Here is a 21,692-nt window from a genome sequence, read left to right as displayed (position 1 = left end):
AAAAGATGTTTGACCTGCTAAATCAGCATGATCTGCGGGAAATTAAGTATATTGATATTTATCTTATTTCGAACTAAATAATTTCTTTCAGCGAAAGACCACAAAAAATTACTGTAACGAGTACAGATAGAACCGACAAAAATACCTGTCGGTTTTTTATTGCTGTTTCAGCGGAAGATTCTAGATAATCGCCGTTCTTTCCAAACATTTTTTCAGGAAAGAATATGGGTAATGCGAAAAGACATAAAAGCAGAAAATTAAGACCTGCTTCAAACCATAAAAAGTTCTTGCTTCCAAAACCGTCTGCTCCCTCTCCGGAATAGTGAATGGGGATAATTTCCTGTACGGAAGAAAATTGTACTGACAGAACAATAATATAAACAACAAGCAGCAATACGGAAATACCGAAAATAACCTTAGGGGATTTCATAGAAAACTAAAAAATTAGATTTTACAAAAGCTGTTTCTGAATCTTTGTAACTACCTTTGCAGAACAAATATAGAATTATTAACGCAATTTCGTTTGTATTATTTGTGCAAAACCATTAGTATCATTAATGTTTAGATAATATGAAAATTCTCCTTTTAGATAAAAACCACCCCCTGATTACCGAACAGCTTCTGGCAAAAAACTATATTCTGGAGGAAGATTTTACCTCTTCTTATGACGAGGTGTGCCGTAAGATTGAAAACTATGACGGTATCATTATCCGAAGCAGAATTCCTTTAGACAAAAACTTTTTAGAAAAAGCAAAAAACCTGAAATTCATTGCCAGAGTAGGAGCGGGAATGGAAAATATTGATATTCCTGTGGCGCAGAAATTGGGAATTCAGCTCATTAATTCCCCGGAAGGAAACCGTGATTCTGTAGCGGAGCATGTGGTGGGAATGCTTTTGATCCTTATGAACAGGCTTTTTATCGCATCCCAGGAAGTAAAAAAAGGCATCTGGCTCAGGGAAGAAAACAGAGGTGATGAACTGTTGGGAAAAACCGTAGGTCTCATCGGATATGGAAATATGGGTAAAGCGACGGCCAAAAGACTTTCGGGCTTTGGCTGTAACGTAATTTTCCATGATATTTTGCCTGGTCTTTCTGACGAATATGCTACTCAGGTTTCCCTGGATGAACTTAAAAAAAAAGCGGAGGTGCTAAGTCTGCATATTCCTTTAACAGAAGATTCATATTATCTTATAGATGGATCTTTCATATCAGCAATGAAAAATGATTTTTATTTTGTCAATACTGCCCGTGGTAAAAATGTGGAAACCAAAAGTCTGGTAGAAGCTATAAAATCCGGAAAGGTAAAAGGGGCCTGTCTTGACGTTCTGGAATATGAAAAATCTTCTTTTGAAAACCTGGAAACCGAAAACGAAGATCTTCAGTTTCTGCTCGAATCTGATAAAGTAATTGTAACGCCGCATATTGCAGGCTGGACGATCCAAAGCAAGGAAAAGCTTGCACAGGTCATTGTAGATAAAATCCTGTCCCAGTTTTCAGATCATTTTCAGTCAATTCATTAATTGGTAATTGTTTTGAAGCCTATTTTGTGATTTTTTTTATGTTAAATAATTCATAATATATAATCAATATATACTCATTATTTCCAGTTTTATTAAATTGCCGCTCATTTTGAAATTCATGAAGATGCGTAATCTTGTACTTATTATCATTAGCTGTGTAACTCTTTTTTCGTGTAAAAACAAAGCTGAAAATCAGGAAGCTGCCGTTGAAAGCACAACAAATCTCCCGAATTACGGAAACGTAGATCTAAGTAAGGTTTTTACAAAACAAGATAGCCAAATTCCAGATAAAGCATCTCTTTCAAGATATATTGATCAATACTATAAAAGAGTATGGGAAAAAGGTGATCTCAGTGGTGGAATTCTGGTTGCTAAGGGTGACGATATCTTGTATGAGAATTACAGAGGTTTTGCCAGAGAAGGAAATCAAAATCCTATTGACAGACATACTCCGCTTCATGTTGCCTCCGTATCAAAAACACTAACGGCAATGGCAATGCTGAAGCTGGTGGAAGCCGGTAAAATAAATCTCGATGATCATCTTACGAAGTTTTTCCCGGGATTTCCTTATCCGAAGGTTACCGTTAAAACATTACTCGACCAGAGAAGCGGTCTCCCGAAATATGAATATTTTATCACCAAAATACAGCCCGCTCCTGCCGAACTTTCTAAAGCATTCCTTACAAATCAGGATATTTTAAATATGATCATCAAGTACAAGCCGGATCTCGCAAGAGATACAGATACGGGATTCATGTACTGCAATACCAATTTTGCCATGCTTGCGCTCTTGATTGAAAAGATAACCAGCACTCCTTTTCCACAAGCCATGAAAGAAATGGTTTTTGATCCTCTTAAAATGAAAAACACATTTATCTTTCAGGAAAAAGATATTCCCACTGCATCACAGTCATTTTATTACGGCGGAAACAGGCTCTATCCTCTGGACCGCCTGGATCTCATTTACGGGGATAAAAATGTGTATACCACACCGAGGGATCTTTATAATTTCTCCAAAGCCATGTTTTCAAAAGATTTTTTAAAACCAGAACTCATGGAACAGGTTTTTACGCCATACAGCAATGAAAAACTCGGAATGAATAATTACGGCCTGGGTTTCAGAATGAAAATTTTCGACAACGGTGAAAAACTTACTTATCACAATGGATGGTGGCACGGTACCAATTCTGTATTTGCCCATCTTCTGAAATCCAAAGTAACGATTATAGCCATCGGAAACAGATATTCCGGGAAGGTTTATACGGCGCTTGCTTTGTCGGGTCTGTTTGAAGATTTCCCTTCTCAGAAAGATAAACTTCATAGCGTTATGAGTGATGATAAAGATACATTAAAAGGACATGGTGAAGTTTATGGAGAATAATGTTTATTTTTGCGTAAACATCTTCATGAAAAGATTTCTTTTATTATTTGTTATTGGCTTTCTTTTGCAGTCCTGTGCAAGAGTAGGATCACCTGTAGGAGGCCCAAAAGATACATTGGCGCCAAAGTTTTTAGGCTCAAATATCGATACGGCGAGAATTAATGTCCCGCGAGATATAAAGGAGCTTCGTCTTGACTTCAACGAATACGTTACGTTGAAAGACATCAATAAGAATCTTAGCATATCGCCGCCGATTAAGAATATTACCAGAATCATTCCTTCCAGTATTGCCAATAAATTTGTTCTTATCCAATGGAAAGATACTTTGCAGGCCAATACAACGTACAATTTTAATTTTGGAAATGCCATTTCGGATAATAATGAAAATAATATTTTAAGATATTTCAATTTTGCATTCTCTACGGGAGACAAGTTGGATGATCTGTATATCAGTGGAGAGATAAAGGATGCCTTATCACTCAAAAAGGCCGGCGAAAATAAATTTGTTGTGGGTCTTTACCAGGTGAAAGATACCATTGATTATAAACAAAAGCCTTATTATATCACAAAAGTTGATGATGACGGTTATTATGAGCTGAATTATCTTGCTCCGGGAAAATACAGAATGATTGCTTTTGAAGATGAAAACGGAAATTCGATGTATGATCAGGGAAAGGAAAAAGTAGGCTTTCAGAAGGATCCTGTTGTTGTTGAAAAATCAATCTCAGGATTAAATGTGAAGCTGTATCCATCTAAAAAACCGGTGAAATATATTGAAACAAAAGAAGTACCGGGAGGTGTTTTAATGACTTTTGAAGGAAGGCCGGACAGCGTAAAGGTGCAATCTCAAAGTGAAAAACTGACAGATTATAAAGTAACACATGCTCCGAAATCGGATTCCGTAAGGATCTGGTTTGATGCCGTCAAAAGCAATCTCGGACAAACCAACGTTGAAAATCTTAAGTTCGGATACAATGCAGGAACTAAAAAAGATACGCTTTATGCCGCTTCTCTTTTCTATCGTTACAACACGAAAAATACAATGGATGTGAACAGTGACAACGGCGGCGGAATGCTTCCTCCGAAAGAAAGTTTTAAAATTAGCTCAAACTATTATATTACAAATATTAATACGGACAAATGGGTTTTCAGAACAGCAGGAGACAGTCTTAATACACTTCCTTTCACAGCAAGAATCTCGGAAACAAATCCGTATCAGATTATTGTCAATGCAGATTTTGTTTCGGGTAAAAAATATCAGCTTACCGTACCTAAAGAAACGGTTTCTTCTTTTTATGCTAAAAATTATCAGTCGAAACGGTTTGATTTTGAGGCTGATAAAATTGAAAATTACGGAAGCCTTACTTTTAAGCTGGAAAATGTACCAACATCAAGTTATTGGATTCAGCTGGTAGACAGTTCTGAAAAAATCCTTTATCAGAAATATACCAAAGGCAGTGAGGTGAAATTTGATATTCTCAAACCGGCAGAATATATTGTACGTATTCTTGTGGATAACAATGAAAATAAATATTGGGATGAGGCAGATTTCCAGAATGGTATTTTTGCGGAGGATTCCTATATTTATTATAAAACGGTAATTGTAAGGCCTTTATGGGACAGCAACGAAACATGGGATTTGAAAGATACCAGAGTTCTGGATACCTCAAAGTTTGGAACTCAAAAGACAAACGACAGTGCTTCTCCAAAACCTTCTAATTCAGCCACGCCAAAAACAAATGTAAGACCGGAATTAAAAACGGACAGAGGTTCTCTTACGCCTGTGAGATAGTCATGAAAACATTTAAAAAAATACTTTTTTGGTTCCTGATAATTTCCGCCTTGATTCAGTTTATTCCGACGGATAAGGTAAACAAGCCGGTTGATCGTAAGGTAAATTTTGTAGATATAAAGAAAACACCTCCAAAAGTCAGAGAGTTGATTAAAGGTGCCTGTTACGACTGCCATTCCGATGAAACGAAATATCCCGGCTATGCTTATATAGCACCAATTTCCTGGTCTGTTAAAAGCCATATCAACGAAGGCAGGGAGCATTTAAACTTTTCCATTTGGGGAACATACAATAAGGATCTGAAAAAAAGCATGCTTGAGAAGTCTGTTCAGACCATAGAGAACAAAACCATGCCTATGCCTGGCTATATGGTGTATCACAAAAAAGCCAATTTGTCTGAAGCAGAACGGATGTTGCTTGTTCAGTATTTTGAAGGGATGCTGAAAACAAAAACATACTGAAAAAAATCCACGGATTGTAAATGCTTTTGAAAATAAAGTCTAACAATCCGTGGAATATATAATGTTATGCTAAGCTTTTCGCGTGTAATCTTCAAAAAACTTTTTTTGAGAATCAAATGCAATGTCTTCAGGATTTAATGTATCCAATGGAATCCACAATGCATCTGAAATTTCAGAAATATCAAGTTTCACCTGAAATTTTTCCGAAACATAGTATTCATAAAAAAGATCGATTGTATGATAATCTATTTCTTTGTACTGATATACATTCGGAAGGCTCGTAAGGTATTTTAAATTTGAAATATCAACCTCAAGCTGCAGTTCTTCAAAAAGCTCTCTTTTGCAGGTTTCTTCTGCACTTTCCCGTGGATCTACGAATCCTCCCGGAAGATCAAGCTTTCCTTTTTTCGGATCTCTGTTTCTTTGAGTAAGGTAAATTTCATTTTCAAATCGTATAACCACAGCCACCGCTCCGGCTACATTATTATATAGCGTGAAATTACATTCAGGACAGCTCCATTTTTTCTCGCCGTCCCAGTTCAGAGATTCCTTACCGCAGCTAGGGCAATATTTCAATATTTTCATTGGACAACATTAATATTTCTCGGGTGGTAATTTAAAATAACATCCCGGAGTTCTTCTGTTTTAAGATGGGTATAAATTTCCGTTGTAGTGATGCTTGAATGTCCCAGCATTTCCTGGATATAACGGAGATCTGCGCCGTTCTGAAGCAAATGCGTCGCAAATGAATGCCTGAAAGTATGCGGTGAAATTTTCTTGCTCACCCCAGCTTTGTCTGTAAGTTCTTTTATGATTAAAAAAACGATTACTCTCGACATGGAAGTGCCTCTGCTATTCAGAAACAGAGTGTCTTCATATCTTTTGCTTACTTTAATTTTAGAGCGTATTTCAGAGATATAATTTAAAAGCAAGCTGGCGGTATAATCCGCGAGCGGGACAAAACGTGTTTTATTGCCTTTTCCCAGTACTTTAATGTAGTGTTCCCTAAAATTGATATTTGATATTTTAAGCTCAATAAGCTCCGATACACGCAATCCGCATCCATAGAGTACCTCGATGATGCATTGATTTCTTTTTCCCAGATCAGAATCCAGTTCAATAGCGTCAATAATTTTGTTGATATCCGGCAGCGTCAAAGTGTCCGGCAGATAAAGCCCCAGTTTTGGACCCTCTAATAATGTGGCCGGATTGTCCTTGCGAAATTCGTCCTCAACAAGGTATTTGAAAAACGCCTTTATAGACGAAATCCATCTTGCCTGTGAACGTTCGCTGAATTTCTTTTTGGAAAGGTTGAAAATGTATTCCTGCAGGTTTTCGTACTGAATCGTATCTGGCCCCACATTTTCTAAATCTTCTTCTGCGTATTCTTTTAGTTTTTTAATATCTCTGATATACGCATCGAGAGTGTTCTCTGAAAAATTTCTTTCAAAACGAAGAAAAATTTCAAAATCCTTAATTTTTTCATCCCAAATCATGTTGTGTTATTTTTTTAATTCATATTCCGAAATCTGTATTATTTCAATACCATGGTTTTTTAAAAATGATATTCCATCATCGTCCGAATACTCGTTTATATATACAAGCCTGTTGATTCCGGCCTGTAGAATAAGTTTACTGCATTCTTTACATGGAGACAGCGTTAAATACAACGTCGCTCCTTCTGCAGACTGTGTGGAAGCGGCCAGCTTTAAAATGGCATTGGCTTCTGCATGCAGCACATACCAATGCGTTTTGCCTTCTTCGTCCTCACAGCAGTTTTCAAAACCTGATGGGGTACCATTGTAACCATCTGAAATAATCATCCTATCTTTTACGATAAGAGCTCCTACCTGCTTTCGTTTACAGTAGGATAGTTTTGCCCATTCCTGAGCCATCTTTAGATAAGCTTTATCAAACTTATTCATATAGCAGCATCGTTTTTTTCGAAATAATTTTAATCAAGGATAATTTAGAAGCTGGGTTTTCTTTTTTCAAGAAACGCAGAGACTCCTTCTTTTTTATCATCTAAGTCAAAAAGCTCTCCGAAATATTGAATCTCGGTTTCAAAACCTTTATCCGTATCTGATAAGTTTACAGCACGAATAGCTTTTGATATTGCCATTGGGGAATTGTGAGCAATAACGTTGGCTAATTCCTGTGTTTTGGTTAATAATTCTTCAACAGGATATACTTCATTTACCAGTCCGATTTCCTTTGCTCTCTGAGCGGGAACCATTTTGGCTGAGAAGATCATTTCGTTGGCAATACCTTTTCCTACAAGCTTCGGAAGTCTTTGAGTTCCTCCGTAGCCGGGAATCAGTCCCAGTGTTACTTCAGGTAATCCCAGTTTGGCATTTTCCGATGCATATCTGATGTGGCATGCCATGGCAAGCTCCAGACCGCCGCCCAAAGCAAATCCGTTTACGGCTGCAATAACAGGCTTGGTCATATTTTCTATTTTATTGAATAATGAGTTTTGTCCGTTTCTGGCAAGCTCTTCTGCTTTCTCCTGTCCAAAATCACTGAATTCTTTAATATCAGCTCCTGCTACAAAAGATTTTTCGCCGCTTCCTGTAAGAATGATCACCCTACAGTTGGTATCAGTATCTAATTCTTCCAAAGCTGAACTCAGTTCACTGATTGTTTTGGCATTTAATGCATTTAAACTTTCAGGACGGTTTATGGTAATTATAGATATTTTATTTTGTTTATCTAATAATATGTTTTCGTAACCCATTTTTCAACTGATAAAATATTATTCTGTGCAAATTATAAATTTTTTATAAAAAAAAGGAAAAAAGATTGACTTTTTTTCCTTTATTGCAATTTTTTCTTGTTTTAAATTATTATTTGGAATGATTCATCATATTGGCATCAATCACGACATTAAGCTGTGTTGCGACTTTCATGCCCAGCTCAATATTCGCTCTGAAAAAATGGCAAAGCTGGCGGTTGATGATTTCATCTCTTTTGGGTCCTGTGATGCCTTTCATGCTTCCCACAATGTTGTTCACAAGATTATGCCGGTCTTCAGGACTCATCGCTTTTGAGTATAGCAATCCCGGCTGAGTGTAATGGTCGTCATCATTTTCATTTCTACTGTAATTGGCTACATGAGCGCTGTCCAGTTCGTATTCGTAATTTTTGTAAGATGAATCCGGCTTTATGTCATCAAAGCTGTTCGGATGGTAATTCGGCTTGTCTTGATAATAACTGGAGTCTGCCATAAAACCGTCGCGCTGATAGTTGTTTACAGCAAACGGACATCTGTTTACTTCAAGATGATGCGCGTTAACACCCACTCTGTACCGATGAGCATCAGGATAGGAGAACAGTCTTCCCTGAAGCATCTTATCCGGAGAAAAACTTATTCCGTTAATTAAATTACTTGGTGAAAAGGTTGATTGCTCAACGTGGGCAAAATAATTTACCGGAATTTCATTCAATTCCATTTCACCCACTTCAATTAATGGGAAATCTCCCTGGAACCATACTTTTGTAATATCGAAAGGATTCCATCTGAAATCTCTGGCCTGTTCTTCCGTCATCACCTGAATATACATGGTCCATTTTGGGAAATTGCCTTCTTCAATGGCATTGCACATATCCTCTTGGGCGAAATCCGGATTTTCGCCTGCCATTTTTACCGCTTCTGCATCCGTGAAATTCTTGATTCCCTGTTTTGTTTTCATGTGGAATTTTACCCATACCCTCTCATTTTTATCATTGATCATTGAAAAAGTATGAGATCCGAAACCGTGCATATGCCGGTATCCGTATGGCGTTCCTCTGTCTGACATCAAGATTAAAACCTGATGCAGCGATTCGGGATTAAGGCTCCAGAAATCCCACATCATCGTGGCACTTTTCAGATTGGTTTTCGGAACTCTTTTCTGGGTGTGGATAAAGTCAGGGAATTTTTTAGCATCTTTAATAAAGAAAACCGGTGTATTATTTCCTACGAGATCCCAGTTTCCGTCTTCTGTATAAAATTTCAGAGCAAAACCTCTCGGGTCCCTAGCCGTGTCTGCACTTCCTTTTTCTCCTCCCACTGTAGAGAAACGGGCAAACATCCTGCATGAATTTCCTACTTTTGAAAATAATTTTGCTTTTGTATAGTGGCTGATATCGTGTGTTACAGTGAAAGTTCCGTAGGCGCCGGTACCTTTGGCGTGAACAATTCTTTCCGGGATTCTCTCTCTCACAAAATGGGCAAGATTTTCCTGTAAAACGAAATCCTGCAATAAAACAGGGCCTCTTGGTCCCACTGTCTGTGAATCCTGATGCTCATAATAAGGAGCGCCATTGCTTAACGTTAATTTTTTAGAATCCATATACTTATGATTTGTTTCGCGGTTTTTATTGTTGGCTGTCTATATAGACGTATTAAAATATCAAATTTACTTTAATTTTTAATTACAAATGGCAAAAACATTTTATCTTTGTCATAGATAATATTAATCAAATGAACATTCAGCAATTGGAGTATCTTATCGCTGTAGATAAGTATAAACATTTTGGTAAAGCAGCTCAAGCATGCTTCATTACGCAGCCTACGTTAAGTGCAATGATACAGAAATTTGAGGACGAACTGGATGTAAAGGTTTTTGACAGGACTACCCACCCGATCCGTACCACAGATGTTGGGCTTCAGATCATCGATCAGGCAAAAGTGATTATAGAATCTGTCAATGAACTAAAGAACAAAGCCAATCTTTTAAACAATATTTTAGGAGGTACCATTAACATCGGAATCATTCCAACGGTTTCTTCTTTTATCCTTCCAACAGAGATTTTTAAATTTTTGGAGGATAATCCGAAAATTCAGATGAATGTAAAGGAAATGACGACGGATAATATCATCAAGGCTCTGAAAGCGGGTGAACTTGATGCCGGAATTATTTCTACACCTTATGATTCTGCGGATGAATTTTATCAGGATTTCCTGTTTAATGAAGAACTGATGATTTACAGTTCCGATACGGAAGCCAACAAGAAAAATTCCTACGTGGTTCCGGAAGAGCTGAACGTGGAAAAAGTATGGCTGCTTGAAGAAGGAAACTGTCTTAGAAACCAGTTTGAAAACATCTGCCATCTGAAAGAAAATACCCTGAAACCCAAGAATCTTGATTTCCTGGCTTCCAATATTCAGACACTGGTGCATATGGTGGATAAAGTAGGAGGGATCAGTATTTTGCCGGAGCTTGCATTAAGTCAGCTCTCTGATCAGCAGAAAGAAAATGTCTTCAGGTTTAAAAAGCCTTTTCCATACAGGGAAATCAGCATTATTTATTATAAGCCTACATTTAAGCAGAAAATTATTGACGAATTGTCACATTCTATAAGAACTTCACTGGAGAAAAAGCTTAATTATCACGAAAACCCGAAAGAATTTGTAAGCATTAAACCTCAATAAATTTTATTGTTAAAGGGGTTGATAAGTTGCTGCTATTCATGAAATTTATAATAAAGGGGCAAAAATTTGAGTATTAAAAAAATAGTACTTAAATTTGCGCACGTTTACAAACGAGGAAAAATTTGTCCTGATTGCAACCTCTATAAAAAAATGCTAAAACAGTATTTCTTTTTAGTCGTACCGATAATTATTCTTATTTTTTCTTCGTTAATTTTAATCTAAAACAAATAGAGTAATATGTCTTATTTATTTACATCTGAATCTGTTTCAGAAGGACATCCGGATAAGATTGCCGATCAGATTTCTGATGCGTTAATCGATCATTTTTTAGCATACGATAAAAATTCCAAAGTAGCTTGTGAAACCCTTGTTACAACAGGACAGGTAGTGCTTGCCGGTGAGGTAAAATCTGATGCTTATCTTGACGTTCAGACGATTGCAAGAGAAGTCATCAACGGAATCGGCTATACAAAGGGGGAGTATATGTTTAATGGTGATTCTTGTGGAGTTATTTCGGCTATTCATGAGCAATCTCCGGATATCAACCAGGGAGTTGACAGAGCCGTGGAAGACGGGTCTTTCGAAGCAAAAGCCAATGCTCAGGGAGCAGGAGACCAGGGAATGATGTTCGGGTATGCTACTAATGAAACGGCGAATTATATGCCATTGGCACTTGATCTTGCCCATACGATTCTTAAAGAGCTTTCGGCGATCAGAAGAGAAGATTCTGAAATTAAATATCTTCGCCCGGATGCAAAAAGCCAGGTAACAATTGAATATTCTGATGACCATAAGCCAATCAGGATTGATTCTATCGTAGTTTCTACCCAGCATGATGATTTCGGAACTGAAGAAGAAATGCTGAACAAAATCAGAGAAGATATTAAAAATATCCTGATTCCGAGAGTAGTGGCTTTGCAGTCGGATGAAATTAAAGCGTTATTTAACGATCAGATCAAATACCATATCAATCCTACGGGAAAATTCGTAATCGGAGGCCCTCACGGAGATACCGGACTTACAGGAAGAAAGATCATTGTTGATACGTATGGTGGAAAAGGAGCACACGGAGGTGGTGCTTTCTCCGGAAAAGATCCTTCAAAAGTGGACAGAAGTGCTGCCTACGCGACAAGACATATCGCTAAAAATCTTGTGGCTGCAGGGATTGCAGATGAAGTTTTGGTGCAGGTGTCTTACGCAATCGGTGTGGCAGAGCCTTGCGGTTTGTACATCAATACTTACGGAACGGCAAAAGTTGATCTTCACGATGGAGATATTGCTAAAAAAGTTTCTGAAATATTCGATCTTAGGCCTTACGCTATCGAGCAAAACCTGAAATTGAGAAACCCTATTTACCAGGAAACTGCTTCTTACGGACACATGGGTAAAGAACATTATGTGGCAGATAAGACCTTTAACAAAGGACAGAAAAATGAGCTTACACTTACTGGTTTAGAGTTCTTTACGTGGGAAAAATTAGACAAAGTAGATGAAATTAAATCCGCTTTCGGAATTTAATTTTCACAATAATAAACAAATGAATGGCTGCTTTATCTTTCAGGTAAAGCAGTTTTTTTTAATTTTACATAAAATAGAACAGAATATGAATAAAGCACGATTCGTCATTACAATCCTTACCGTTTTTTTTCTCGGCACTTTTGCCAAAGCACAGCTTACCGTACACAAAATGGTAAATGTAGGATATACTTATCAGAATCAAAGTTTTGGCGAAGTGGGAGGCAAGCTGCTTTTCCTTAAGAATGATGATGTCATCTACAGGCTCGGAGCCTCTGCCATGATGGGATCTGTAAATTCGCAGTTTGCAATAATGCCTAAAGTTTCGACTGATGTTTTATTGAATTTTCAAAAAAATGTAGATTTTTACCATTCGTATTATTTTTTGATTGGCGCTGAAGGTACCAACAAATATCTGGCTCCGAAAGTTGGCTTTACTCTGTTCGGGATTTTAGATCTTACGGGAGGCTATGCTTTTCCAATAGGAAACAGTGGAATAAACGGGAAAGAGTTAAAAGGCCTGAATATTAATTTTTCACTAAATATCCCTACTGTATTCATTCATGACATGTTTAAATGATTTTTTTTAAATTTTTCTCTTAAAAATTTAATAATAGGTTAACAGTTATTAAAAATTTATTATATTTACATCATTAAAAATTGTATCCGCCTATTGATTATACTTTACTCTGAAGAATTGTTTTGTATTTACAGCTGAAACCAGATGAAAAATCTGGAATATTTTTTCAGCAAAAAAGTATTGAGAAGAAGTTATGAAATCAAAATCGGATAGTTTACTTATTTCCCTTTATCAAAAAGGAGACGAAGAGGCGTTGTCGACCCTTATCCACCGCCATCAGAGAGAACTGTTTACATTCATTTTTTACAAAATTAATGATGAAGATCTGGCAAATGATGTTTTTCAGGATACATTCATGAAAATCATTGTTATGCTTAAGGAAGGACGTTATAACGAAGAAGGAAAATTCATTCTTTGGGCAAAAAGAATTGCTCATAATCTGATTATCGACCATTTCAGAGCAAAGTCCAAGAATATTAAAGTGTCGGAAACAACTTTTGAAACCGAAGAATATTCTATTTTTGACCTGCTGAGAGAACCTTCTGAAAATATTGAAGACCAGCTGGTAACCAACCAGATCCAAGAAGACCTTCTAAAAATGCTGCAATTCCTGCCTGAAAACCAGCAGGAAGTAATCAAATTAAGATTTTTTGACGGGCTTAGCTTTAAAGAAATTGCAGATCATACCGATATGAGTATCAATACCACATTGGGACGCGTAAGGTATGCATTAATCAACCTGAGAAAAATCATGGAAGAAAATAATATTGTCTTGACACGATAGATAATAATTTCGGAAAATTCTCGTTTTAAGGAAAACATTTAACCGCCTATGAGAAAAAATGATTCCTTAAAAGTGAAAACTTTGAAACCAAAAAAGCAAACAGTTGAGTTTTTACTCAATTTTTCGAAGAATCTTGAGGTTGTAAAAACCAAGAGCAAGAATTATCCGATTTCCAAAAATTAAAATTATTTTTGTGCTGTATGAAAATTCAGCACATTTTTTTTGATCTCGACAATACACTCTGGGATCACCGCAGAAATGCCTATCTTACTATAAAAGATCTTTTTGAAAAGGAAGAGATTACATTAAAATATAATATCGGTTTTGAAGAGTTTCATTCCGTCTATCATCGTATTAATGAAAAACTTTGGGAAGATATCCGGGACGGGATAATTGATAAAGAGTATCTTAGAAAACATCGTTTTTACGATACATTCAGGTACTTCAACGTAGATGATCAACAGCTGTCCATGTATTTCGAGGAACATTTCCTGGATAAAATTCTTAATTACAATGAATTGGTAGAAGGCGCAACATCTATTTTAGATTATCTTAAAACTAAAAATTACACTTTACACATTATTTCCAATGGTTTCAAAGAAGTGACGGAAAGAAAATGTATTTTATCCGGAATTGATAAATATTTTCAAACAATCACCAGTGCAGATACGGTGGGCGTAAGAAAACCCAGACCGGAGATTTTTGAATATTCCCTGAAACTGGCTGGAACAATCAAACAAGAAAGTATTCTGATCGGTGACGACTGGATCGCAGATGTTTTGGGAGCACAAAATTTCGGAATGGATGTGATTTTCTTTGATGTGCTGAAGGAAAACAGACAGAAAGAAGGACTGAAAGTTATACAGCATCTGCTGCAGATTAAAGAATATTTATAAAATTCTATAAAAAGTTTCGGCGGCACCAAAGGTGCCGCCGAAACTATATTATCCGTTTAAGAAATTTAAATTCCCAAACTTTTTCTCACTCTGTTAATCGTTTCTGTAGCAATTATTCTTGTTTTGGCCGCTCCTTCCTGAAGTTTTGCTTCCAATTCCTCAAGATTGTTCATGTAATAAGAAAAAAGTTCTCTTTCCTTTTCGAATCTTGTTAAAATTAAATCCACAAGTTCCTTTTTCGCATGGCCATACCCGAAGTTTCCGGCCAGATATTTCGATCTCAGTTCTTCCGTTTGTTCAGGACTTGCAATGAGCTGATAGATAGCAAACACCTTGTCGGTTTCAGGATCTTTAGGCTCTTCCAGCGATTTAGAATCTGTTTCAATGCTCATTACCTGCTTTTTCAGTTCTTTTTCAGGTAAGAATATATTGATGATATTTCCTCTGGATTTAGACATTTTATGGCCGTCTATTCCGGGAACATACTTGGTGTTCTCCTGAAGCTCAGACTGAGGCAGTACAAAAACTTCACCCATCTGATTGTTGAATCTGGAGGCTACATCACGGGCAATCTCCAGATGCTGAAGCTGATCTTTTCCTACAGGAACAATTTCTGCGTCATACAGCAAAATATCGGCAGCCATTAGGATCGGGTAGGTAAACAGACCTGCGTTCACGTCCTGCAAACGGTCTGCTTTATCCTTGAAGGAATGTGCCAACGTTAATCTCTGGTACGGAAAAAAACAGGATAAATGCCAAGAAAGTTCACAGGTTTCAGGGATATCACTCTGCCTGTAAAAATAGGTTTTTTCGGTATCCAGCCCACAAGCAAGCCAAGCCGCAGCAATCTCGTAGGTGTTTTGTTTAAGCACTTCCGCATCCTTAATCTGTGTTAAAGAATGAAGATTGGCGATGAATAAAAAAGATTCGTTTCCTTCCTGCTTGGATAGCTCAATTGCAGGAATAATAGCACCCAAAAGGTTTCCCAGGTGCGGGGTTCCGGTGGCTTGAATGCCGGTAAGAATTCTTGACATTGTTTAAAAATTTATTTAAAAATTAATGAAGTGCAAATTTATGGATTTCTCCCGCAGATTTCACAGATTTACACAGATGTTTACGTCGCGTTTTTTAATGTTGAGAAAAAATTAAATATTGAACATAGTCCGCTTTCAAAATAATATAAAGATTTGGCTTTAGCCCAATTTTAATAATCTTATCAATAAAATTTCATAATCAGAAAGAGTAAGATCTAAGGAATCAAAACTTTATCTCCTCCAAACTTCGGCTCAACACCAAAAATCAAATCCCAATAGGCTTTTGTTTTGGCGAGATATTCTCTCATATTGGTTTTAAAACCAGCATATTTATTTACGTCAGCAGCATTATAGCCATACGCCTCCATTCCGTTCTGCCTTGCCAGAAATACGGCTCTTTCATTGTGGAACTTCTGGGAAACAATAATCAGTTTTGTCTGCCCGAAAATTTCCTTTGCCCTTACCACAGAATCCAGCGTTCTGAAGCCTGCAAAATCAAGAAAAATTTTATTCTGTGGAATTCCATGTTCCATTAACGCGAGCTGCATGTCTTCAGGCTCATTATAATCTTTTCTGCTGTTATCACCGCTCACAATAATATATTGTATTTTTCCGGTTTTATACAATTCTACCGCGGCATAAATCCGGTTATAGAAATAGGCATTGGGAAAGCCGTTGTTTAAGCTTTTGCTTGTGCCCAGCAACAGTGCTGTTTTAGCTTCCGGAAGATCTTCAGTTTTATAAGAAATGTAAGGATTGCTGCTTGTTTTAATGCTGTAATTTGCCCAGATGATAAAAAGAATTCCTGCAACGAGGAGAAGCAGGAAAGCCTTAAATAAGTTCTTGATTATTTTTTTCATTATGTGCTAAATACTTTAAAATTCAAGTCCGTTCGGGAAGGCTTTTTTTCTAAAAATCAATAGCAATGCTGCGCCTACGGTAATTGCAGAATCTGCTACATTAAAGATATATTTAAAAAATTCGATGTGTTTTCCTCCAATCAAGGGCCAGCTTTCAGGAACATTCCAATCTACAAGCGGAAAGTGGAGCATATCCACCACGCAGCCTCTCATAAAAGTGGAGTATCCTTCACCGAAAGTGGTGAATTTTGAAATTCCGCCATAACCGATCCATCGGTCGATACTTTCGTCATATACTGTACCGCTGTCGAAAATCAGTCCGTAAAACATTCCGTCTATCAGGTTACCAATTGCTCCTGCAAAGATCATCGCCATCGGAATCAGAAGGTAATTGGATTCTCCACGTTGCAGCCATTTTTTAAATAAATAAATCATGCCTCCGATCAGAATAATCCTTACTAAAACAAGGAAATATTTCCCAATCACTCCTCCGAAATGAAGACCGTAAGCCATCCCAGGGTTTTCCACAAAGGTGAGTTTGAATCCCGGAAGAACAGGAACGCTGTCATCAAGGTTAAAATGGGTTTTTACATATATTTTTGAGGCCTGATCAATCAATAGGATAAGAAGGGTTACGAATACGATCTTTTTCATTATAATCCTTTGGGTTTTGTAGGTTTTCCTGTTTTTTCGTTCTTCTTATCAACGATTTTTTTAATCGTCTTCTGATTGTGGTGCATGTTCTTGGTATGGAATTTTTCGAACTTAATGTTCATATCTTTTAGAACGCTTTTCAGCGCGCTTAGTTCCATTGCATTTTTCGGATGTACAATTATGGATTCCACTTTTTTAATTTAAATTATTTTTTGGATAGCTCATCAAGCCTTCTTCTTTCTTTGGGCGAAAGATCATTGATGCCGTTTTTGCCCATTTTGCTTAAAAGCCCGTCTATTTCTTTTTCCCTTTCGCGTTTATCAGAATTAAACTTGTCATCAATTGTATAGTTTTCCTGTTTTTCAGGAAAAAACCGATTTTTAATCCGGTCCCTGTAAATAAAGCCCAGAATAAGTACGATGATTAAGATTAAAATGAATAAATCACTCATGGATATATACTAAAAATTAGGTTTATAAAGTATTTGTCAAAAATACAATATAAACCCAAAATTATGATATTAACCTCCCGGTTATTTCTGCATATTTTTCGCTTCTATGCTCAATGTTGCATGAGGAACAGCAAGAAGTCTTTCTTTAGGAATCAGTTTTCCTGTTACCCTGCACACGCCGTACGTTTTATTTTCTATTCTTATCAGAGCGTTTTTAAGATCACGGACAAATTTTTCCTGTCTTCCGGCTAAAATAGAATTCTGTTCTTTACTCAGCGTTTCAGCACCTTCTTCAAAAGCTTTAAAGGTTGGCGAAGTATCATCCGTACCATTGTTCTGGTCGTTAATGAAACTTTCTCTGATAAGTTTCAGATCATTTTCCGCTTTTTCTATTTTTTCCTTAATGATTGCCTTAAACTCTTGTAAATCAGCATCACTGTATCTTACTCTTTCGTCTGACATGGTTCTTTCTCTTTTTTAATAAAATTATGAAATGGAATTTGAAAAACAATAACTATATGTTAAATTTTTTCAACATTTATCTTAAAATTAACTTCATCGATCTCGATTTCGTTAAAATTTGAAAGTGAAGATACAATTTCTATTTTATTTGACAAGACTTCCGAAGAAATATATTCTTCATTTTTCCTGATGTCATCCATGAAAGGCGAGTTGTCTTCCAGAGAGATCACAATCCTGTCCGTCAAATCGAAATCTTTATCTTTCCGCAGGTTCTGAATCCTGTTGATGAATTCCCTTGCAATACCTTCAGATTTTAATTCGTCTGTCAACGTCAAATCTAATGCCACAGTTGTTTTTCCGTCGGAAGTTACCGTCCATCCAGGGATGTCTTTGGTAGAAATTTCAACATCATCCAATGTAATTTCGTAGCCCTGAATGTCTAATTTCCCTTCTTTTTCTAAGGTTGAAATCTGCTCTGCATTAAAATTTGCAATCTCACCTCCTACCACTTTCATGTCTTTGCCTAATTTAGGGCCCAATGCTTTGAAATTCGGTTTGATCTGTTTTACAATAAGATGCGATGCTTCTTCCGCGTTAATTAATTGAATTTCTTTAACATTTACTTCCTGTTTGATCAGTTCCGAAACGGCTGAAATCTGCTCCTCGGTTTTAGAATCTAAAACAGGAATCAACACTTTTTGCAACGGCTGGCGAACTTTTACATTTTCTTTCTTTCTCAAAGAGAAAACCATACTTGTAATACTCTGCGCCAAGTGTGTTTTTTCAACCAGATCCTGGTCGATCAAGCTTTCATCGGCAACCGGGAAATTTGTTAAATGAACAGATTCAAAATTTTCTTTTCCTGTCGCTTTGTTGAGATCCTGGTACAATTGATCCATAAAGAATGGCGCAATCGGCGCAGATAATTTGGCAACCGTTTCAAGACAGGTGTATAAAGTCTGATAAGCCGAGATTTTATCTTCAGAATAATCTCCTTTCCAGAAACGCCTTCTGCATAATCTTACATACCAGTTGGATAAATTGTCATTCACAAAAGTGCTGATCGCTCTCGCTACACGAGTCGGTTCGTAATCTTCGTAGAAAGCTTTAACTTCTTTGATGAGAAGATTTAATTCCGATAAAATCCATCGGTCAATTTCAGGCCTGTGTTCTATTTCTTTTTCAGAATAATTGAATCCGTCTACATTCGCATACAACGCAAAGAACGAATAGGTGTTGTATAATGTTCCGAAGAATTTTCTTCTCACTTCATCAATTCCTTCGATGTCGAATTTCAGGTTTTCCCACGGATTGGCGTTTGAAATCATGTACCAACGTGTTGCATCCGGACCGTAAACTGCAAGAGTTTCAAACGGATCCACTGCATTTCCCAGGCGTTTTGACATTTTCTGGCCGTTTTTATCCAGAACAAGCCCATTACTCATTACATTTTTATAAGCAACGGAATCAAAAACTCCTGTTCCGATCGCATGGAGCGTATAGAACCAGCCTCTTGTCTGATCAACACCTTCTGCAATGAAGTCTGCCGGAAACGCTTTATTGGTATCAATTAATTCTTTATTTTCAAAAGGATAATGCAACTGAGCGTAAGGCATTGCTCCTGAATCAAACCACACGTCAATCAGATCGCTTTCGCGTTTCATAGCTTGTCCTGAATCTGAAACTAAAATTACCTTGTCGACCACATTTTTGTGTAGGTCAACCAGTTCGTAATTAGACTCAGACATATTTCCGATGATAAACCCTTTGAACGGATTTTCTTTCATCAATCCTGCTTCAATCGATTTTTCAATTTCGTTGTATAATTCTTCTACAGAACCGATGATTTTTTCTTCCTTCAGATCAGCTGTTCTCCAGATTGGCAATGGAATTCCCCAGTATCTTGATCGGGAAAGATTCCAGTCGTTTACATTTTCCAGCCAGTTGGCGAAACGTCCTTCTCCGGTTGATTTCGGTTTCCAGTTGATTTCTTTGTTTAAATCTACCAATCTGTCTTTTACGGCCGTCATCTTCACAAACCACGAGTCCAGCGGATAATACAATAAAGGCTCGTCTGTTCTCCAGCTGTGCGGATACGAGTGAACGTATTTTTCTACTTTAAAAGCCTTGTTTTCCTTCCTCAATTTTAAAGCAATCCTTTCATCAACAGAAAGATAGGTCTTAAGATCTGAAATAATAGACTTAAGATTTTCTTTTTGAATTTTAAATTCCGTCTCTTTTTCTGCTTCGCTAAGGTATTCTCCTTTTACATATTCATTGGCAAAACCGTAAACCTCGTCACTTACCTGAGGTAAAAATCTTCCCTGTAAGTTCACAAGCGGAACAGGATTTCCATTTTTGTCCAGAACAAGCATCGGCGGAACTTCAGGAGTTGCTTCTTTCGCCACTTTCGCATCATCGGCACCAAAAGTTGGTGCGGTGTGAACAATACCTGTTCCGTCTTCCGTTGTTACAAAGTTTCCTGAAATTACCCTGAACGCATTTTCCGGATTTTGGTAAGGTTTAGCATAATCTAAAAGTTGCTCATATTTAATTCCAACCAGATCAGCACCTTTGAATTCTGCTAAAATTTGGTAAGGAATAATCTTACTTTCTGAAGTGTAATTTGCGAAATCTTCTTCTGTTCCCTCGATATATTTTTTAGCAAATTGTTTTCCGACCAAAGCTTTAGCCAAAACAACATTTACCGGTTCAAAAGTATATTGATTGAAAGTTTTAACCAAAACATAATCGATTTTCGGGCCTACTGTCAACGCTGTATTGGAGGGTAGTGTCCACGGAGTTGTGGTCCAGGCTAAGAAATGGACATCGCCAAATCCCTGTAAAAATGAAGGCAATGTTTCCGGTAATGTCTTGAATTGTGCCACCACCGTTGTATCCGAAACATCTCGGTAAGCGCCCGGCTGATTTACTTCGTGAGAAGAAAGTCCGGTTCCCGCTTTTGGAGAATACGGCTGAATGGTGTAGCCTTTGTACAATAATCCTTTATCATACAGCTGCTTCAACAGCCACCAAACGGTCTCCATGTATTTTGACTTGTACGTGATATACGGATCATCAAGATCAACCCAGTATCCGATTTTTTCGGTAAGGTTGTTCCAGACGTCGGTGTAACGCATTACGGCTTCACGACAAGCTTTGTTATAATCTTCAATTGAAATCTTAGTGCCAATATCTTCTTTTGTGATTCCTAATTCTTTTTCCACGCCAAGCTCTACCGGAAGTCCGTGTGTATCCCATCCCGCTTTACGGAAAACCTGTTTTCCATTCTGGGTCTGATAACGACAGAAAATATCCTTTAATGCTCTGGCCATTACGTGGTGAATTCCGGGCATACCGTTTGCGGAAGGCGGACCTTCATAAAAAACAAACTCAGGCTGCCCCTCACGAATCTCAACACTTTTATTGAAAGTTTTGTTCTGTTTCCAGAATTCCGCTACATTTTCTGCTACATCAATAAGGTTGAGGTTTTTGTATTCTTTAAATTGGCTCATTGTAATAGATCAATATCGTTGATTAATTAAGTTGGCAAATTTACTAAAATTTACCGGTTTATAATATATCTTTTATTTTCATACTTACAATGAAAAAGTTCTGTTTCAGAAATATAAATGTCAGGATGTTTGAAATGTGAATTGTCAATGTTGAATAAGTGAATTTTTATAGAGAAAAAATTTAATAATCTCACGGATTGAACAGATATTTTAACGCAAAGCTTATTTTAATAATAATTAAGTTAGGTGAACAAACAAATCAACAAGCTTATGGATGAAGCTTTGTTCCAAGCTTCGCGCAGCAAATTTATTTGCCTTTGCCATCTTAAATCAACATTACAATAATTAAATCTTTGCATTTACATTAAAA

At 37.1% G+C, this 21,692-nt stretch carries 22 protein-coding genes; 9 read left to right on the top strand and 13 right to left on the bottom strand.

From position 1 onward, the window contains the following. Nucleotides 1–73 precede the first annotated feature (73 nt). Nucleotides 74–430: an SdpI family protein gene (locus BUA76_RS08240; RefSeq protein ID WP_072884328.1), complete on the bottom strand. Its 357-nt coding sequence runs from the start codon at nucleotides 428–430 to the stop codon at nucleotides 74–76. Between the two features lie 140 nt (nucleotides 431–570). On the opposite strand from BUA76_RS08240, the gene BUA76_RS08235 reads away from it, so the two are divergent. From BUA76_RS08235 to BUA76_RS08220, 4 genes are all read left to right on the top strand, one after another. After that, nucleotides 571–1,521, top strand: a complete 951-nt coding sequence (locus BUA76_RS08235; RefSeq protein WP_072884327.1) for a 2-hydroxyacid dehydrogenase — start codon at nucleotides 571–573, stop codon at nucleotides 1,519–1,521. Between the two features lie 118 nt (nucleotides 1,522–1,639). Then, nucleotides 1,640–2,902 (top strand): serine hydrolase domain-containing protein, encoded by a 1,263-nt coding sequence (locus tag BUA76_RS08230; protein WP_072884326.1) that lies wholly within the window; start codon nucleotides 1,640–1,642, stop codon nucleotides 2,900–2,902. Nucleotides 2,903–2,927: 25 nt separating this feature from the next. Continuing rightward, complete coding sequence (locus BUA76_RS08225) at nucleotides 2,928–4,694, top strand: Ig-like domain-containing domain (RefSeq protein WP_072884325.1); 1,767 nt, start codon at nucleotides 2,928–2,930, stop codon at nucleotides 4,692–4,694. A 2-nt stretch (nucleotides 4,695–4,696) separates the two neighbouring features. Then, nucleotides 4,697–5,155, top strand: a complete 459-nt coding sequence (locus tag BUA76_RS08220; protein ID WP_072884324.1) for a heme-binding domain-containing protein — start codon at nucleotides 4,697–4,699, stop codon at nucleotides 5,153–5,155. A 69-nt stretch (nucleotides 5,156–5,224) separates the two neighbouring features. Here the strand turns inward: BUA76_RS08220 and BUA76_RS08215 are convergent, their stop codons facing one another. The 5 genes from BUA76_RS08215 to BUA76_RS08195 form a co-directional block, all read right to left on the bottom strand. Continuing rightward, nucleotides 5,225–5,740, bottom strand: a complete 516-nt coding sequence (locus BUA76_RS08215) for an NUDIX hydrolase (RefSeq protein WP_072884323.1) — start codon at nucleotides 5,738–5,740, stop codon at nucleotides 5,225–5,227. Next, nucleotides 5,737–6,651, bottom strand: coding sequence for a site-specific tyrosine recombinase XerD (gene xerD / locus BUA76_RS08210; protein WP_072884322.1), 915 nt, complete (start codon nucleotides 6,649–6,651; stop codon nucleotides 5,737–5,739). Before xerD ends, BUA76_RS08215 begins: the two co-directional genes overlap by 4 nt. A 6-nt stretch (nucleotides 6,652–6,657) precedes the next feature. After that, nucleotides 6,658–7,080 (bottom strand): deoxycytidylate deaminase, encoded by a 423-nt coding sequence (locus BUA76_RS08205; protein WP_072884321.1) that lies wholly within the window; start codon nucleotides 7,078–7,080, stop codon nucleotides 6,658–6,660. A 44-nt stretch (nucleotides 7,081–7,124) separates the two neighbouring features. Beyond that, nucleotides 7,125–7,892, bottom strand: coding sequence for an enoyl-CoA hydratase/isomerase family protein (locus BUA76_RS08200; RefSeq protein ID WP_072884320.1), 768 nt, complete (start codon nucleotides 7,890–7,892; stop codon nucleotides 7,125–7,127). Between the two features lie 109 nt (nucleotides 7,893–8,001). After that, nucleotides 8,002–9,489 (bottom strand): catalase, encoded by a 1,488-nt coding sequence (locus tag BUA76_RS08195; RefSeq protein ID WP_072884319.1) that lies wholly within the window; start codon nucleotides 9,487–9,489, stop codon nucleotides 8,002–8,004. Nucleotides 9,490–9,620: 131 nt separating this feature from the next. On the opposite strand from BUA76_RS08195, the gene BUA76_RS08190 reads away from it, so the two are divergent. The 5 genes from BUA76_RS08190 to BUA76_RS08170 all read left to right on the top strand — a co-directional run bounded on the left by BUA76_RS08190 (nucleotide 9,621) and on the right by BUA76_RS08170 (nucleotide 14,346). Continuing rightward, nucleotides 9,621–10,571, top strand: coding sequence for a LysR substrate-binding domain-containing protein (locus tag BUA76_RS08190; RefSeq protein WP_029296423.1), 951 nt, complete (start codon nucleotides 9,621–9,623; stop codon nucleotides 10,569–10,571). 237 nt (nucleotides 10,572–10,808) lie between these two features. Beyond that, on the top strand, nucleotides 10,809–12,089 hold the full coding sequence (metK, locus tag BUA76_RS08185; protein WP_072884318.1) for a methionine adenosyltransferase: 1,281 nt from the start codon (nucleotides 10,809–10,811) through the stop codon (nucleotides 12,087–12,089). A gap of 85 nt (nucleotides 12,090–12,174) precedes the next feature. After that, nucleotides 12,175–12,666, top strand: coding sequence for a hypothetical protein (locus tag BUA76_RS08180; RefSeq protein WP_072884476.1), 492 nt, complete (start codon nucleotides 12,175–12,177; stop codon nucleotides 12,664–12,666). 193 nt (nucleotides 12,667–12,859) lie between these two features. After that, nucleotides 12,860–13,450 (top strand): RNA polymerase sigma factor, encoded by a 591-nt coding sequence (locus BUA76_RS08175; protein WP_072884317.1) that lies wholly within the window; start codon nucleotides 12,860–12,862, stop codon nucleotides 13,448–13,450. A 200-nt stretch (nucleotides 13,451–13,650) separates the two neighbouring features. Beyond that, the gene (locus BUA76_RS08170) at nucleotides 13,651–14,346 is read left to right on the top strand and encodes a YjjG family noncanonical pyrimidine nucleotidase (protein WP_072884316.1); all 696 of its coding nucleotides are present in this window, start codon (nucleotides 13,651–13,653) and stop codon (nucleotides 14,344–14,346) included. A gap of 65 nt (nucleotides 14,347–14,411) precedes the next feature. Here BUA76_RS08170 and trpS read toward each other — a convergent pair whose 3' ends face one another. From trpS to ileS, 7 genes are all read right to left on the bottom strand, one after another. Then, complete coding sequence (gene trpS / locus BUA76_RS08165; RefSeq protein ID WP_072884315.1) at nucleotides 14,412–15,380, bottom strand: tryptophan--tRNA ligase; 969 nt, start codon at nucleotides 15,378–15,380, stop codon at nucleotides 14,412–14,414. Between the two features lie 215 nt (nucleotides 15,381–15,595). After that, complete coding sequence (locus BUA76_RS08160; protein WP_072884314.1) at nucleotides 15,596–16,240, bottom strand: SanA/YdcF family protein; 645 nt, start codon at nucleotides 16,238–16,240, stop codon at nucleotides 15,596–15,598. Nucleotides 16,241–16,255: 15 nt separating this feature from the next. Further along, entirely contained in the window at nucleotides 16,256–16,894 is a 639-nt protein-coding gene (locus tag BUA76_RS08155) for a lipoprotein signal peptidase (RefSeq protein ID WP_072884313.1), read from the bottom strand. Then, a complete protein-coding gene (locus BUA76_RS08150; RefSeq protein WP_072884312.1) occupies nucleotides 16,894–17,085 on the bottom strand; it encodes a DUF2683 family protein in 192 nt (63 codons plus the stop codon). Before BUA76_RS08150 ends, BUA76_RS08155 begins: the two co-directional genes overlap by 1 nt. A 14-nt stretch (nucleotides 17,086–17,099) precedes the next feature. Next, nucleotides 17,100–17,345, bottom strand: coding sequence for a DUF6576 domain-containing protein (locus tag BUA76_RS08145; protein WP_072884311.1), 246 nt, complete (start codon nucleotides 17,343–17,345; stop codon nucleotides 17,100–17,102). Between the two features lie 81 nt (nucleotides 17,346–17,426). After that, nucleotides 17,427–17,807 carry a TraR/DksA family transcriptional regulator gene (locus tag BUA76_RS08140; RefSeq protein ID WP_027378898.1) on the bottom strand — a complete coding sequence of 127 codons (381 nt, stop codon included), beginning with the start codon at nucleotides 17,805–17,807 and terminating at the stop codon, nucleotides 17,427–17,429. A 59-nt stretch (nucleotides 17,808–17,866) separates the two neighbouring features. Continuing rightward, a complete protein-coding gene (ileS, locus tag BUA76_RS08135; RefSeq protein ID WP_072884310.1) occupies nucleotides 17,867–21,322 on the bottom strand; it encodes an isoleucine--tRNA ligase in 3,456 nt (1,151 codons plus the stop codon). Nucleotides 21,323–21,692 lie beyond the last annotated feature (370 nt).

Origin of the sequence: Chryseobacterium takakiae, assembly GCF_900129385.1 — a bacterium.
GTDB classification, from domain to species: domain Bacteria; phylum Bacteroidota; class Bacteroidia; order Flavobacteriales; family Weeksellaceae; genus Chryseobacterium; species Chryseobacterium takakiae.
This window is presented reverse-complemented; position numbering and strand designations above follow the sequence as displayed.